This is a genomic window from Glycomyces endophyticus, from assembly GCF_039531525.1.
In the GTDB taxonomy this organism is placed as follows: domain Bacteria; phylum Actinomycetota; class Actinomycetes; order Mycobacteriales; family Micromonosporaceae; genus Glycomyces; species Glycomyces endophyticus.
On sequence record NZ_BAAAQF010000002.1, the window covers coordinates 46473 to 61073 of the forward strand.

At 71.4% G+C, this 14601-nt stretch carries 11 protein-coding genes and 1 tRNA gene; 6 read left to right on the plus strand and 6 right to left on the minus strand.

Features of this window, described 5'->3' with window-relative positions:
• The 3 genes from ABD419_RS00940 to ABD419_RS00950 all read right to left on the minus strand — a co-directional run bounded on the left by ABD419_RS00940 (position 1) and on the right by ABD419_RS00950 (position 4198).
• Positions 1–630 carry a DUF47 domain-containing protein gene (locus ABD419_RS00940; RefSeq protein WP_344480628.1) on the minus strand — a complete coding sequence of 210 codons (630 nt, stop codon included), beginning with the start codon at positions 628–630 and terminating at the stop codon, positions 1–3.
• A gap of 278 nt (positions 631–908) precedes the next feature.
• Positions 909–2852 carry an ATP-dependent DNA helicase gene (locus ABD419_RS00945; protein WP_344480631.1) on the minus strand — a complete coding sequence of 648 codons (1944 nt, stop codon included), beginning with the start codon at positions 2850–2852 and terminating at the stop codon, positions 909–911.
• Entirely contained in the window at positions 2849–4198 is a 1350-nt protein-coding gene (locus tag ABD419_RS00950) for an AI-2E family transporter (protein WP_344480634.1), read from the minus strand. The genes ABD419_RS00945 and ABD419_RS00950 overlap by 4 nt, the downstream gene beginning before the upstream one ends.
• Positions 4199–4564: 366 nt before the next feature.
• On the opposite strand from ABD419_RS00950, the gene ABD419_RS00955 reads away from it, so the two are divergent.
• From ABD419_RS00955 to ABD419_RS00965, 3 genes are read left to right on the plus strand one after another with little or no spacing between them, the layout of a single operon-like run.
• A complete protein-coding gene (locus tag ABD419_RS00955; RefSeq protein WP_091051808.1) occupies positions 4565–4903 on the plus strand; it encodes a GroES family chaperonin in 339 nt (112 codons plus the stop codon).
• Positions 4903–5838, plus strand: a complete 936-nt coding sequence (locus ABD419_RS00960; protein WP_344480640.1) for a prephenate dehydrogenase — start codon at positions 4903–4905, stop codon at positions 5836–5838. The genes ABD419_RS00955 and ABD419_RS00960 overlap by 1 nt, the downstream gene beginning before the upstream one ends.
• Positions 5835–7532 carry a DUF885 domain-containing protein gene (locus ABD419_RS00965; protein WP_344480643.1) on the plus strand — a complete coding sequence of 566 codons (1698 nt, stop codon included), beginning with the start codon at positions 5835–5837 and terminating at the stop codon, positions 7530–7532. Before ABD419_RS00960 ends, ABD419_RS00965 begins: the two co-directional genes overlap by 4 nt.
• A gap of 121 nt (positions 7533–7653) precedes the next feature.
• On the opposite strand, the gene ABD419_RS00970 is transcribed toward ABD419_RS00965, so the two are convergent.
• A complete protein-coding gene (locus tag ABD419_RS00970; protein WP_344480646.1) occupies positions 7654–8781 on the minus strand; it encodes a winged helix DNA-binding domain-containing protein in 1128 nt (375 codons plus the stop codon).
• A 129-nt stretch (positions 8782–8910) separates the two neighbouring features.
• Here ABD419_RS00970 and ABD419_RS00975 point away from each other — a divergent pair, with 129 nt between their 5' ends.
• Positions 8911–9594, plus strand: a complete 684-nt coding sequence (locus ABD419_RS00975) for a hypothetical protein (protein WP_344480649.1) — start codon at positions 8911–8913, stop codon at positions 9592–9594.
• A gap of 119 nt (positions 9595–9713) precedes the next feature.
• Positions 9714–9789 (plus strand) — tRNA-Arg (locus ABD419_RS00980).
• 68 nt (positions 9790–9857) lie between these two features.
• Here the strand turns inward: ABD419_RS00980 and ABD419_RS00985 are convergent.
• Both ABD419_RS00985 and ABD419_RS00990 read right to left on the minus strand, forming a co-directional pair.
• Complete coding sequence (locus ABD419_RS00985; protein WP_344480652.1) at positions 9858–12044, minus strand: DEAD/DEAH box helicase; 2187 nt, start codon at positions 12042–12044, stop codon at positions 9858–9860.
• A gap of 178 nt (positions 12045–12222) precedes the next feature.
• Complete coding sequence (locus ABD419_RS00990; RefSeq protein ID WP_344480655.1) at positions 12223–13194, minus strand: aldo/keto reductase; 972 nt, start codon at positions 13192–13194, stop codon at positions 12223–12225.
• 166 nt (positions 13195–13360) lie between these two features.
• On the opposite strand from ABD419_RS00990, the gene ABD419_RS00995 reads away from it, so the two are divergent.
• The gene (locus tag ABD419_RS00995; protein WP_344480657.1) at positions 13361–14479 is read left to right on the plus strand and encodes an LppU/SCO3897 family protein; all 1119 of its coding nucleotides are present in this window, start codon (positions 13361–13363) and stop codon (positions 14477–14479) included.
• The last annotated feature ends 122 nt before the right edge of the window (positions 14480–14601 follow it).

The following is a 14601-nucleotide window of genomic DNA, read 5'->3' on the forward strand; positions in this document are numbered from 1 at the left end:
TCAGGATTCCTTGACGTAGACGGACTCGACGACGTTGGAGACCGACTCGAACGAGTCGCAGGCGGCCTCGAGCTCGTCGCCGACCTCTTTGAGCTTCATGACCGTCAGGGCCTCGTACTCGCCGGAGTAGAGGCGGACCAGGAGCATGCGGTAGGCGCGGTCGCCGTCGTTCTCGAGGCGGTTGCACTCGACCCAGAACTCCTGCATGGAGGAGTTGAGGCCCTTGAGCTTCGGCATGAACTCGACGAGGAGGTCGGCCTGCTGGCCCAGGACGGTGATCTGCTCGATCATCTCGCGCGGCAGGGTCGGGAGGTCGGAGAGGCCGTAGAGGTAGACGAGGTTCGCCGCGGCCTCGATGTGGTCCAGGATGTCGTCGAGCTTCCCGGCCAGGTGGTACATGTCCGTGCGGTCCATGGGCGTCACGAACGTGGAGTTGACCTTGTTGAACAGGCGGTGCGTCAGCTGGTCGTTGTCGTGCTCCACGTCGACGAGGCGCTCGGAGATCTTCTGGAAGTCGGGCTGGTCGTCGCCCAGCTCGGACAGGATCCCGACACCGCGGCGGATGTTGTCCGCAGCGTCGTTGAAGAAGGCGTAGAACGCGTCGTCCTGAGGCTTCAGCGAGAACCGCACCGGGCACCCCTGCTTTCGGTCGCTTTGACTGTCCTCACTGTACCGATCGGGCCAGGGGACGGCTGGAAATCGTCACGCCGAAGTTAACATCCAGGTGAACGCGAGACAAGATTGCGAAGGCCGCTGTGTGAGAATCCACGAAACCGCTCCAAGCTGGGGTTATGCAAAGGTTTCACTTGAATTCATCCAGAGTTCACCTTCGATGTCTGCGACGCCTCGGAAGCGGACGCCGGCGCCGTTTCCGGGCAGGATCAGGCGGGTTCCCCGATTCGGCGAGATTATTCGGCGGCGCTGTCCGCGAGCCGGCCGAGCGCGCCCGCGACCGAGTCGGACTTCGTGGTGTACCAGAACGGCGGCAGCGAGTCCCGCATGAACTTCCCGTACGAGCGGTTCGTCTGGAGCCGCGAGTCGAGGATCGCGACCACGCCGCGGTCGTCGGTGCGGCGGATGAGCCGCCCCGCGCCCTGCGCGAGCCGGATCGCCGCGGCCGGGACCGACACCTCCGCGAAGCCCGAGCGGCCCGCCGCGTCGGCGGCCTCCGACCGGGCGGCCGTCAGGGGCTCGGTCGGGCGCGGGAACGGGATGCGGTCGACGACGACGAGGCGGCAGGTCATGCCCGGCACGTCGACACCCTGCCACAGGCTCATGACCCCGAGGAGGCACGTCGAGTCCTCCTCCTTGAACCGCTTGACCAGGCTCCCGAGGGTCTCCTCGCCCTGCAGCAGGATCGAGTAGTCGGTCTTGGCGCGCAGCAGCTCCGCGGCCTCCGAGGCGGCCTTCTTGGACGAGAACAGGCCCAGGGTCGCGCCGCGGCTGGCCTCGACCAGGCGCAGCAGCTCCTTCCCGGCGTCGTCGGAGAGCCCCGACGCGGTCGGGCGCGGCAGTGCCGCCGCGACGTAGAGGATGCCCTTCTTGGCGTAGTCGAACGGCGAGCCGACGTCGAGCGAGGCCCAGCCGTGCCCGTCGCCGGGGAGACCGATGTTGCGGGCGACGGTGTCGAACTTCCCGCCGAGCGTCAGGGTCGCGGACGCCGCGATGACGGTGCGGTCCTCGTAGAGCATCGCCGAGAGGAGCCCGCCGACCGAGAGCGGCGCGGCCACGAGCACGGGGCCGTTCGGCTCGGCCCAGATGACGTCGTCCCCGGCGGGCCCGATGCACCGGCCCGCGGTCTCGATCGCCTCGACCAGGCCGGCCTTGAGCTGCTGGGCGCTGAGCTGCTTCTTCGTCTCCGCGTCGAGGGCGCCCAAATGGGTCGTGGCCTTGACGCAGGAGGCGTTGACGAGGTTGAGCGCCTCGGTGAGCGGCGCGGGCAGGTCGCCGGAGAAGCGCCGCTCCCCCGCCATGTTCAGGGCGTTCTCGAGGGAGTCGGCGGCCTCGCGGATCTGGTCGGCGACGTCGGTGTCGATGAGCCGGCGGCCGCGCTGGGCGAGGAACCGCAGCCGGGCCGGGTGGAGCTCGGCGCGGGCCGCGTTGGTGACCCGGTCGACGAGCTCGTGGGCCTCGTCGACGATGAGGACCTGGTGCTCGGGCAGGACCGAGCGCTCGTTCATCATGTCGATCGACAGGAGCGCGTGGTTGGTGACGACGATGTCGGCCTCGTGCGCGCGGGCGCGCGCGAGCTCGGCGAAGCAGTCGGGGCCCTGCGCGCAGTCCTTCGCGCCCGGGCACTCGCTGGACGTGGTCGAGCCCTGCTTCCAGGCGCGGTCGCTCACCCCGGGGTCGAGGTCGTCCCGGTCGCCGGTGTCGGTGTCGTTCGCCCAGTCGTACAGGCGCTGGACCTGCTTGGCGAAGGACGCCTGCTGGCCGGCCCACTTGAGCTGCTCGGTGCCTTCGAGGACGCCCTCGTCCTCCTCCTCGTCGCCCGCGATCTTGCGCTTGCACAGGTAGTTGTGGCGTCCCTTGAGGAGCGCGAAGGAGGGCTTGCGGCCGAGGACGGGCGCGACGGCCTCCACGAGGCGCGGCAGGTCGACGGCGACGAGCTGGTGCTGGAGCGCGAGCGTCGCGGTCGAGACGACCACGGTCTTGCCGGTGGCGAGCGCCGCGCACAGGTACGCGAGGGACTTGCCGGTGCCGGTGCCGGCCTGCACGAGCAGGTGCTTGCCGGAGTCGACGGCGGTGGCGACGGCCGCGCACATCTCGCGCTGCCCGTCGCGGGTGGCGCCGCCGGGGGTGGCGGCGACGGCCGCGTCGAGGATCTTCAGGGCTTCGGTGTCGGCGCTCATCGCTCCCGGGCCGCCTGACGGCCGCCGTCGATCGGGTCGCCGTTCTCGTTCGCGGCCGCTATGGTCGCCTCGCCGTCGCCGAGGCCCCTCGCCTGGGCTTCGCGGCGGGCCTCCTTGAAGCGGTTGAGGGCGCGGACGGTGCCGTTGACGATCGCGAGGAGCGGGACGGCGACGAGCGCGCCGATGATGCCCCACACGAAGCCGCCCGCGGTGACCGCGAGGACGATCGCGAGCGGGTGGAGCTTGACGGCCCGGCTCATGAGGAACGGCTGGAGCAGGTTCGACTCCAGCTGCTGCACGGCCAGGACGATGCCGAGGACGATGAGCGCGTTGACGAGCCCGTTCTCGGTGCCGACGAGCGCGACGACGACGGCGACCGCGCCCGAGACGGTGGCGCCGATGATCGGGATGAACGCGCCGAGGAACACGAGCGTGGTCAGCGGCAGCCACAGCGGGATGTCGAGGAGCCACAGGCCGAGGCCGATGAAGATCGCGTCGACGGCGGCGACGACCACGATGGTGCGCATGTACTGGACGAGCGTCGACCAGCCGGCGCCGCCGGCGTACCGCATCGACTCGGTGGCCGGGCGGGGGAGCCAGCCGGTGAGGAAGGTCCAGATGCGGCGGCCGTCGCGGATGAAGAAGAAGGTGGTGAACAGGACCAGGAACAGGCCGGTGACGAAGTTCCCCAGGCCCGAGGCGGTCGAGCCGGCGACGGAGAGGCCGGTCTGGACGATCGTCTCCTGGTTGACCTGGTACCAGTCGGTGATCTGGTTCTGGATGTCGGCGAGCACCTCGGCGACCTGGGCGCCGTCGAGGCCCCACGGGCCGGCCTCCAGCCAGTCCTGCGCGTCGCGCAGGCCAGTGACGATCGACTGGTAGAAGTCGGGGACGCCCGCGATGAACTGCTGGATGACGAACGTGATGATCGCGCCGACGACGGCGAGGCCCGCGATGAGCACGACGATCGACGCGAGGGACTTGTTCCAGCCGTGGCGGATCAGCCAGGCAGCGACCGGTTGCAGCATCGCCGCGAGCAGGAACGAGATGACGACCGGGATGACGACCATGGTGACCTGGCTGAGCAGGTACAGGACCACGGCCAGGAGCGTGCCGATCATGAGCAGCCGCCACGACCACGCGGCGCCGACGACCAGTCCGGTGGGGACGTAGCGGCGCTCGGGGTTGTCCGGGTCGACCGGCGTCGCGTCCGGCGGCAGGTCCTCGGCGGCCTCGGGGACCGGCTCGTCCTCCCGCGCGGCGAGGGCCCGCTCGGCGACCGGGTTGACCCGCATGCCCACCCACAGCTGTCGTGCGCGGGCGGTCGTACGGCGGAATCGGCTCACGGTCTCTCCCAAAGACGCGGGTGCAACGTCACCACGTACCGTACCGGTTCGGTGCGACCACCCCCATCCAGCCAGCGCCACCGAGACCGGTCCCGCAGGCGCCACCGGCCTCATGTTTCCGGGCTGCCCGCGCGCCCTTGCCGCGCCGTCGCCGCGCTGCTGTCGCACCCCGCAGGCACCCTTGTGCGGGGGGCGCGCAATGCGACACACGAGCCCTCGGGGGGCGGAGCCGCCCGGATGTCGGTCGCGCGGGGCACTCTTGAACCGGGGGGCGCTTCGAAGCGACACGCCCGGCCCCGTGGAGCCGCCCCTGGAGCGAGACTTCCCGCTCGGGGCGGCACCGGCCGGGCGGTAGGCTGGGGCGCTGTGACCGAAACTCCGTTGGACTCGACGACCGGCCTGCCCGTCCGCCTGCTGCACGACCGCCTCCTCGTCCGCGAGGACGCCGACTCCGAGCGCCGCTCGGCCGCCGGGATCGTCATCCCCGCGACCGCGCAGATGGGCCGCCGCCTGCACTGGGCCGAGGCCGTGGGGGTCGGGCCGCTGGTCCGCTCCGTCGAGAACGGCGACCGCGTGCTCTTCGACCCCGAGGACAAGGCCGAGGTCGAGATCCAGGGCCGCACCTACATCCTCCTGCGCGAGCGCGACATCCACGCCGTCGCCGCCAAGCGCGTCGACAACGACGGCACGGGGCTCTACCTCTGATGCGCGTCGCGGTCACCGGGCTCGGCCTCATCGGCGGGTCCGCCGCCCTCGCGCTGGCCGGCGCCGGCCACGACGTGATCGGGCACGACCCCGACCCCGCGACCCGTGCGGCCGCCGCCGCGCACTTCGCCGTCACCGCCGACCCGGCCGACCTCCTCGACGCCGACGTCGCGGTCGTCGCCGCGCCGGTGCGGCACCTCGACGCGGTCGCCGCGTCGCTCGCGGGCTTCCGCGGCCTGGTCACCGACGTGGCCTCCGTCAAGGCCGACGCGCGCCGCGCGTTCGCCGCGCTCCCGCGGTTCGTCGGCGGGCACCCCATGGCCGGCAAGGAGACCGCCGGGTTCGCCAGCGCGGAGCCGGACCTGTTCCGCGACCGCGTCTGGGTGCTGTGCCTCGAAGCGGACACCGACCTCGGCGACTGGCTGCTGCTCGCGCGCCTGTGGACCGCGGTCGGCGCGCGCGTCGTCCCGGCCACCGCCGCCGCCCACGACGCGGCCGCCGCGCGGATCTCGCACCTGGAGCACCTGGTCGCGGCCGCGCTCGTGCACACCGCGGCCGACCCGCTGTCGCAGGCGCTCGCCGCGGGGTCGTACCGCGACGGCACGCGCGTCGCGGCCGCCCAGACCATGCTGTTCACCGGGATGGTCGAGGGCAACCGCGCCGAGCTCCTCGCGGCCCTCGACGCGTTCGGGGCGCAGCTCGACGAGGCGCGGCGGGCGGTCGACGCGGACCGGGACCGGCCGGAGGCCGCGGCCGGCTGGTTCGACCGCGCGAGGGCGGTGCGCGCGGCCTGGCCGCCGGCGCCCGGAGAGCCGGAGCGGGTCGCCCTCACGCGTGAGGCGCTGCTGGACCTGGGGGCCGCGGGCGGCTGGGTCGAGGCGGTCGAAAGTGAGGTCGCGATCGGGCGGCGACCTCGCGTACAGTCCACTTCATGAGAAAAATCGATCAGATTGCCGATCAGTACGTCGAGGACGCCATCGCCCTCAGCCCGATGAACGCCACCGCCATGGGCGTCCCCGGGCACGATCACGAACTCGATGACCTCTCACCCGCCGGGTTGGCCGCGTTCGCCGACCTGGAGCGGCGCACCATCGCCGCGCTGGAGGCCGCCGAGCCGGTCGACGAGCGCGAGCGCGTCGCCAAGGAGGCCATCCTGGAGCGCCTGCGGCTGAGCCAGGAGCGCTACGACGCCGGCGACACGTATCTGGGCCTGAACGTCCTCGCGTCGGAGGTGCACAGCGTGCGCCAGATCTTCGACCTGATGCCGAAGGACGGGAAGGTCGCGGCCGAGAACATCGCCGCCCGCCTGGCCGCCGTCCCCACCGCGTTCGAGCAGTACACCGAGACGCTGCGCGCGGAGGCCGCCGCCGGCCGGGTCGCGGCGAAGCGCCAGGTCCTGGAGGTCGCCACCCACTGCGACAACTGGAACGGCGCCAAGGGCAAGGACACCGACTTCTGGGCGGGCCTGGCGAACTCCGTCACGATCGACGGGGAGCCGATCAAGACCGGGCCGCTGCGCATCGCCCTGAGCAACGGCGCGAACTGGGCGCGGTCCGCCGCGACGAAGTTCGCGCTGTTCCTGCGCGAGGAGCTGGCGCCGCAGGCGCCGGAGAAGGACGCGGTCGGCCGCGACCGCTACTCGCGGGCGTCGCGCTACTTCATCGGCGCGGAGATCGACCTGGAGGAGACGTACGCGTGGGGCTGGCAGGAGCTGGCCCGCATCGAGGCGGACATGCGGGCGACGGCCGAGCGCATCAAGCCGGGCGCGTCGATCGAGGAGGTCGTGGCGTACCTCGACCAGGACGAGGACGAGAACTTCACCGACAAGAACCTGTTCCGCGACTGGATGCAGGAGCTCGCCGACTCGACGATCGCCGACCTCGCGGACAAGCACTTCGACATCCCCGAGCAGATCCGCACGATCGACTGCAAGATCGCGCCGACCGAGGATGGTGCGATCTACTACACGGGCCCGAGTGAGGACTTCTCCCGTCCGGGCGCCATGTGGTGGTCCGTCCCCGAGGGGCAGAAGCTGTTCGGCAAGTGGCGCGAGAAGTCCACCGTGTACCACGAGGGCGTGCCCGGCCACCACCTCCAGGTCGGCCAGACGATGGCCCGCGTGGAGCTGCTCAACCGCTTCCAGCGCCAGATGATGTGGTGCTCGGGCCACGGCGAGGGCTGGGCCCTGTACTCCGAGCGCCTCATGGACCAGCTCGGCTACTACGACGAGGACCCGGCCGGGCGCCTCGGCATGCTCGACGCGCAGGCGTTCCGGGCCGCGCGCGTGGTCGTCGACATCGGCCTCCACTGCGAGTTCGCGATCCCCGCGGACAACCCGTTCGGCTGGCGGCCGGGCGAGGAGTGGGACGGCGAGAAGATGTTCGAGTTCATGAAGGCCCACACCCGCACCATCGAGGACGACATGCTGTCGTTCGAGCGCAACCGCTACCTCGGCTGGGCCGGCCAGGCCCCGTCGTACAAGGTCGGCGAGCGCCTGTGGATGCAGGCCCGCGAGGACTACAAGGCCCGCAAGGGCGACGACTTCAGCCTGAAGCAGTTCCACACCGACGCCCTGAACCTCGGTTCGATGGGGCTCACCCCGTTCGCCGAGGCGCTCGCGCGCCTGTAACCGAGGCGTTCTCGGATTCGGTGATCCTGTCGTACCCGGCGGGTACGGATTGTTGAACGGGGGTGCTGCGATCGGAACATATCCGTCATTACGGATATGACCGCATCGCGGCACCCCTGTGTCATGCGTGGTCGAGGCCGAGTTCCATCTCCGGGCTCCCGAACCAGGCGCGCAGCCGGTCGGCGCCGCGGCGCAGTGCGGCGATCTCGGCGGCGGTGAACCCGCGCACGCGCCACGTCTCGATGACCACCCGGTCCTTCTTCACGGCGGCTTTCCAGTTGCCGATCACCTGGCCGTCGAGGAGGATCGCCGAGTTGAACCGCGGCCGGTCGGGGAACGCGGTCCGCGGCACCGAGTGGTGCAGGACCAGGTCCTTCGTGTCGGTGTAGGAGCAGGTCATCTCGTCGAAGCCCTGCACGAAGTCGACCACCGGCCCGCCCTCGGGCAGCTCGGGCCGCTCGCCCGCGTGGTAGAAGACCCGGTCGTCGTACCGCAGCTCGCGCAGGCCGAGCTCGTCGACGGCGGCCTTGGCGTCGGCCACTTTCAGCGTGGCCCAGCGGGTGAAGTCCTTCACCGTGGCGGGCCCGCGCGAGGTGAAGAACCGGTGCGCGAGCTCCCGGACCGCCTCGTCCTTCCCGAGCGCGCCCGCGGGGATCCGCTCGTCGAAGTTCGCGTACGTCTGCTTCCCGTCCTTCGGCGTCCCCGAGCAGATCCGGGCCTCCAGCTCGGCGTGGAACAGCAGGTGGATCAGGCGCGCCCCGGTCGGGTCGGCGATCCCGGCCTCCGCCAGCGCCGCCGACGCCTCCTCCCGGCCGAGGTGCCGCCCGCCGGCCGTGGCCGCCGCGAGCGCGTCGTCGCCCCGCTCCAGCTCCTCCCGGCTCAGCCCGAGGGAGCGGTACTGGGTGGCCGCCACCTGCTGGACGCGGTCGGCGGTCGCGGTGAGCATCATCCGCAGGTCCTCGACGGGCACGGTGTGCCAGGTGGGGCGGAGCACGTGGGTGCGCACGACCTGGCCCTGCTCGATGAGCGCGTCGACGGCGGCGACGCCGGCGTACGCGAGGCCGTCCCCGTCCGGTTCGGCCCGCATCGCGGGGGTGAGCTTCGAAGGCTGGTACTCCTGCGACTGGACCGCCCCGAGGTGCCGGAAGGCCTCCAGCGGCGTCGCGAGGCGCTCGCCGCGCAGCCGCTGGGAGTGGGCGCGCCATGCCGCGATCGAGGTCGGCGTGACGTCACCGGTGGGTGTGGACATGCGCTCATGCTATCGGCAGGAGGCGACATGAGTACTCCCCCGAACCGCCCGCCCCAATGGCGGGAATCACGGACGACCGCTCTGCTCAGACCGGTGGACGCGGTTGCGAGGAACGGACACAATTGCGGCATGTCCCTTCCGAACGCGGTCCTCAGGCTCTCCACCGACGTCCTCGCCGACATCAACGACGACGAGCGCCTGGCGTTTGCCTATGCGCACGGCCCGGCTCTGTCCGGGTTCGGCGAGGAGGCCGAGCTCGTGTGCGTGTGGGAGACCACCGACGTCCCCGAGGACGCCGGGGACGACGCGGTCCACCTCACGGTCACCCGCTTCCAGGAGCTCCTGGAGCAGCTCGACCGCGGCGAGGGCTGGCGCCTCCCCGACTCCGAGGCCCTCCGCGTCATCGGCGCCTTCGCCGAGGGCACGCTCCTCGCCGACGACTCCGAGCTGGGCTCCAAGGCCCGCGCCGACGTCACCGAGTTCCCCCAGGCCCTCGCCGACGCCTCCCGCGACGCCGTCGCCGCCGAGGCTGACGCCCTCGCCGAGCGCCTCGGCGCCGCCGCCGACCCCTGGGACCTGGCCGAGACCCTCACCGCCGGCCTCCACCGCGCCTACGTCGCCCTCTTCGCCGCCGGCGGCTACTTCTTCCCCGGCCACGCCAACCGAGCCGACTTCGTCGCCCGCTACCTCCTCGGCGACGAGGTCCCCGAGGCCGAGGCCGCCGTCTGGGCGGCCGTGCGCTCCGAGCACCGCGCCGAGGAGCTCCCGCAGGCCTGGCGGGCCCTGGCGAAGACGGTCCTGGACAACTGCTGACCGGCGGCGTGCGGGCGCGTCCAAGAGGGGACGAATGGCCCAGGACACAAGTTCATACCCGGTTGCAGGCGCGATCCCGAGCCGGGTAAGGTTATGCCCGGCCTGCTCAACCGGGCCAGGCGCCGCTAGCTCAACGGATAGAGCATCTGACTACGGATCAGAAGGTTGGGGGTTCGAATCCCTCGCGGCGCACCACCACTGCGAAGCCGGGTCCGAGGCCCGGCTTTCTTGCTGTCCGGGGTCGGCCGCATGCGGGATTCCGTTCAGGGGCGGTCGAGGCCGAGGCGGGTGCGTTCGGCGGCGATGACGCGCTGTTCCAGGGACTCGTCGCGGGTCGCGAGGGCGGTCGCGGTGGCCATGGCGCCGGTGCCCTTGGCGTCGGAGTGGCGGGCGTAGTGCTCGAAGAGGAGCTCTTTGTGCTCCTGGACTTCGCGGATGCGCTCGTCGACGCCGTCCTTGGCGAGGAGGCGGTGGACCTGGACGCGGCGGGTCTGGCCCATGCGGTGGGCGCGGGCGACGGCCTGCTGCTCGATGCTGGGCTTCCACTGGGGCTCGGCGAGGACGACGACGGAGGCGGACTGGATGTTGAGGCCGACGCCGCCGGCCTCGATCTGGGCGAGGATCACCGCCGGGCCGGTGCGGCGGGTGAACTCGTCGACCATGGTCTGGCGCTTCGGTGCGGCGACCTTGCCGGAGATCGGTCCGATGGCGTGGTCGCCGACCCGTTCGCCGACGGCCTTGAGCACGTCGAGGAAGTACGAGAACACGATGACCTTCTGGCCCTCGTCGCCGGCGTCCTCGATGAGTTCGGCCAGGCGCTCCAGCTTCGCCGAGCCGGGCATGGCCGAGGAGGCGCGGCGCATGCCCATGAGGTTGCGGCGCCGCACCTGCTCGCGGTACTCGTCCTCGTCCTCGGCGTTGAACTGCACCCACTCCTCGACCTCGATCTTCTCGGGGAGTTCGGTGAGCACGTCTTCCTGGTTGCGCCGCAGGTAGACCGGGGCGACCGTGCGCCGGAAGTCGTCCGCGCCGACGACCTCGTCGCCCTCGCCGACCAGTTCGGCGAGATCGGGCCGGAGGTGCCCGATGAGGGACTGGAACTCCTTGACGCGGTTCTCCATCGGCGTGCCGGACAGCAGGAGCGCTCGTTTGGACCGGGCGATCGCGGCCCCGACCGCGATGCTGCGCTTCGCGTTCGGGTTCTTGATGTAGTGGGCCTCGTCCACGATGAGGAGCGCGAGCTTCGAGCGCTGCGGCATCGATTCGAGCCGGTCGATGGTGTTGAACGTGGTCACCGCGACGCCGCCGCGGCGCAGCCACCGGCGGGTCTGCTCCTCCCGGTCCGGCCCGTGGAGGCCGAACGCGTCGAGGTGCGTGTGCTTGCGGATCTCGTTGAGCCAGTTGGGGACGACGCTCGCCGGACAGATGACGAGGCAGCGCTTCTGGCCCTTCGCGGCGAGGTGCGCGGCGGCGGCGAGGGCCTGGATGGTCTTGCCCAGGCCCATCTCGTCGCCGATGATGGCCTTCCGCTGGTGGATCACGTACTTCGCGCCGAACAGCTGGTAGTAGCGCAGGTCGGTGCGCAGGAGCGAGCGGTCGAGCGGCAGCGTCTCGATCTCCTGCCGCAGTTCGCCGCCGACGAAGTCCTCGGTGTGCTCGGCGTCCTCGAGATCGGTGCCGGTGAGCTTGGCGAGCTGGGTGTTGACGCTCGCGGCCCGGTCCTCGTAGTCGCGCCACAGCTCCTCGGAGGTCCAGCGCTCGGGCTTCGCGCGGTCGAGGGCGGCGGCGAGATCCCTTTCCAGAGCCCGGGTCTCGGGGTCGGCGTTGACGCCTTCGAGGACTTCGAGCCCGGCCAGGGTCTCGGCTTTGCGCTTGCGCCTTGCGAACAGCATGGCGAGGCGGCTGCCGGCCCGGTCGGCCGCGGCGAAGTACGGCAGGGCGCGTTCGCGGAAGCGGTACACGGCCTCCCGCAGGTCGTCCACCGCGGCGGTCGCGGTCTGCTCGGCCCGCAGGTGCGCGAGGATGCGCGTCTGCCGCGGGTCGCGCCGGTCCGGGTCGAACCTGGGGCGCGTGTCGGCGGCGGAGCGCGCGGCGAGCATCTCAGCCGCGGCCTTGACCTCGTCGACGGTCTGCGCGCCGACGCCCGGGACGGACAGCAGCTGCTCGCGGGAGTTCGCGAGCACGTCGGCGACCGTGGCGATTCCGGCCTCTTCGAGTCGCGTCAGGCGGAGTCCCTTTGCGACCTTCTTCAGCTCGGTGATCCGCATCGTCACGAGCTGCCCGGAGGCGTCCTCCTCGGCGAGGGCGGCGACGTGCCCGCGCACGGCGTTGCGCAGCCGCACGGGGGCTGCCGTGAGGTCGTCGAACTGCCGCAGCGTGTCGCGGGCGCGCGCGACCTGTTCGCGGGCGTGCTTGCGTCGCTGCCGCTTGTCGGGCGGGGTGCTGGCCATCGGGGCTCCTGGGGTCGGGAGGGTCCCCATTGTATGAGCTTCAGGACGTTTCCGCCCCTGTGCCGGTCGATCGGAGCGGGCCGGCGCTCGGCGCCGCTGGATACTCGCCCGAGAGGCGTTGCACGCGAACGGCACGCGCTCGCGTCCCGCGCCGAGGGGCGCGGGACGCGTTGCACGGCTAGCTGAAGGCGGTGGGCAGGCGCGGCGTGTAGTGCTCCTCCAGGGCCGCGACCTCGTCGTCGGTGAGGCGGAGGTCGACGGCCGCCGCGGCGTCGGCCAGGTGGTGCGATCCGGTGGGGCCCACGATCGGTGCGGTCACCGCGGACTTCCCGAGCACCCAGGCGAGGGCGATCTGCGCCATGGGCACGCCGCGCTCCTGCGCGATCCGGGCCACGGCCTCCACGATCGGGCGGTCGCGGTCGACGTCGTAGCGGGCGGCCATCGGGTCGCGCTCGGACCGGGCCGTCCGCTCCCCCCAGGGGCGGGCCAGGCGGCCCTTGGCGAGCGGGCTCCACGGGAGGCTGCCGACGCCCTGGTCATCGAGCAGTCCGAACATCTCGCGCTCCTCCTCGCGCTGCATCAGGTTGTACTGGTCCTGCATGGAGATGAACCGGGTCCAGCCGTTCGCGTCGGCCGCGTGCTGCATCTTGGCGAACTGCCAGGCCCACATGGATGACGCGCCGATGTAGCGGACCTTCCCCGCGCGCACCACGTCGTGCAGTGCCTCCATGGTCTCCTCGACCGGCGTCTCGGGGTCGAAGCGGTGGATCTGGTACAGGTCGACGTAGTCGGTGCCCAGCCGCGCCAGCGAGGCGTCGATCTGCTCGAGGATGGCCCGGCGCGACAGGCCCGATCCGCCCGGACCGTCGTGCATCTTGAAGAACACCTTCGTGGCGAGGACCACGTCCTCGCGGCGGGTGTACTCACGGATCGCCTTGCCGACCAGCTCCTCCGAGCTGCCGGCCCAGTACATGTTCGCGGTGTCCCAGAAGGTGATCCCCAGTTCGACCGCCCGGCGGAACAGCGGCGCCGACTCCTCCGGGCCGAGCGCCCATGCGTCCGAATCCCCGGGCATCTGGCCGAAGCTCATGCACCCCAGCGCGATTCGGCTGACCTTGAGACCTGACGCCCCCACCCGCGTGTACTCCATGAACCGTCCCCTCTCACAGGTCGCACCGACCCGATCGGGCCGCACCAGCACGATACCGACCCGCGCCGCCGTCCGGCCGAGTCGCCCGGCCGCCGGCGCCGCGGCCGGTCCGTCGGCCCGCGCGCGACGCCGCCGCGCGGTTGCACCTGCCTGACACAATCGCCTCATGGACCCCTACTCCTACAACCCCAATCCGGGCGCGCCCGACAACCAGAGCCCGAACGGCTCGCCCTACGGGCCCCCGCCGGGCTACACGCCCGGCCCGGAGACGAGCTACAGCATCGGCTACCCGCCGCCGGGCGCCCCGGTGCCGCCGCCGCAGGGGCCCTACGCGGCGCCGAACCCGTACCAGGGCGGCTATCCCGGCATGCCGCCGCAGTACGCGCCCGTACCCCCGCAGGGTTCGGGCATCTCCGCGGCCGGCTGGGTCGGCATCGCGCTCGGCATCGTGCTCGTCGTCGGCCTGGGCATCACCGGGATCGTGTTCGCCCTCGACAACGCGGACTCGCCGAGCACCACCACCGCGGACGACGGCGGGAGCGGAGGCGGCGACACCGGCGGCGACACCTCGAGTGCGGACCCGAGCGAGGCCGTCGTGGCCGACCCGGTGGCGGACGCCGTGATCGGCGACTGCTTCTACAACTACGGCGACGAGACCCTCCCCGATCTGGAGACGGCGGTCTGCGGGGCCGGGGCCTTCGAGACCGTCGACATCGTCGAGGGCACCAGCGACCTGACGGCCTGCGACGGCACGCCCGCCGTCAACCTCGCGGTCAACTCCACCGGCGTCGACCGCGTGCTGTGCTTGAGCTACAACGTGATGGACGGCGACGACGCGTACCACGCCCAGGTCGACCAGTGCGTCTACGGCTCCTCCACGATCGGCACCGCCTGGTACGTGATCGACTGCCAGGACGGCGCGTTCAAGATCATCGAGCGGCTCGACGGCCAGTCCAGCACCAGCGCGTGCAGCGACTCCACCTACTACATCTACGGTCTCGCCTACTCCACCGGAACCACCTATCTGGACACCACGCTCTGCCTCCAGATGATGTACGCCAGCGGCGACATCGGGTACGCCGAGGTCGACGACTGCCTGTCGATGAACTCCGACTACACGTACGCCGAGTTCGTGTCCGACTGCGACGACGGCAACGCCTACGTCACCGGCCGCACCAACGAGATCGTCGACGGCGAGAGCTGGTGCAACGGCTGGGGCTGGGCCTACGAGGAGGTCCCCGACTTCCCAGAGCTGTCGTTCACGGTCTGCTGGGGGTGGCTGTAGATCAAGGCGAGTCGCGGGTTCGTGCCAGGACTTCGCACGGGGGCCCATGATCGCGCTCCGGATCGGTAGCGTCACTGGGAGTCCGGGCCGATGAACCCGGCCTGGCTCCGCACTGACCAGAT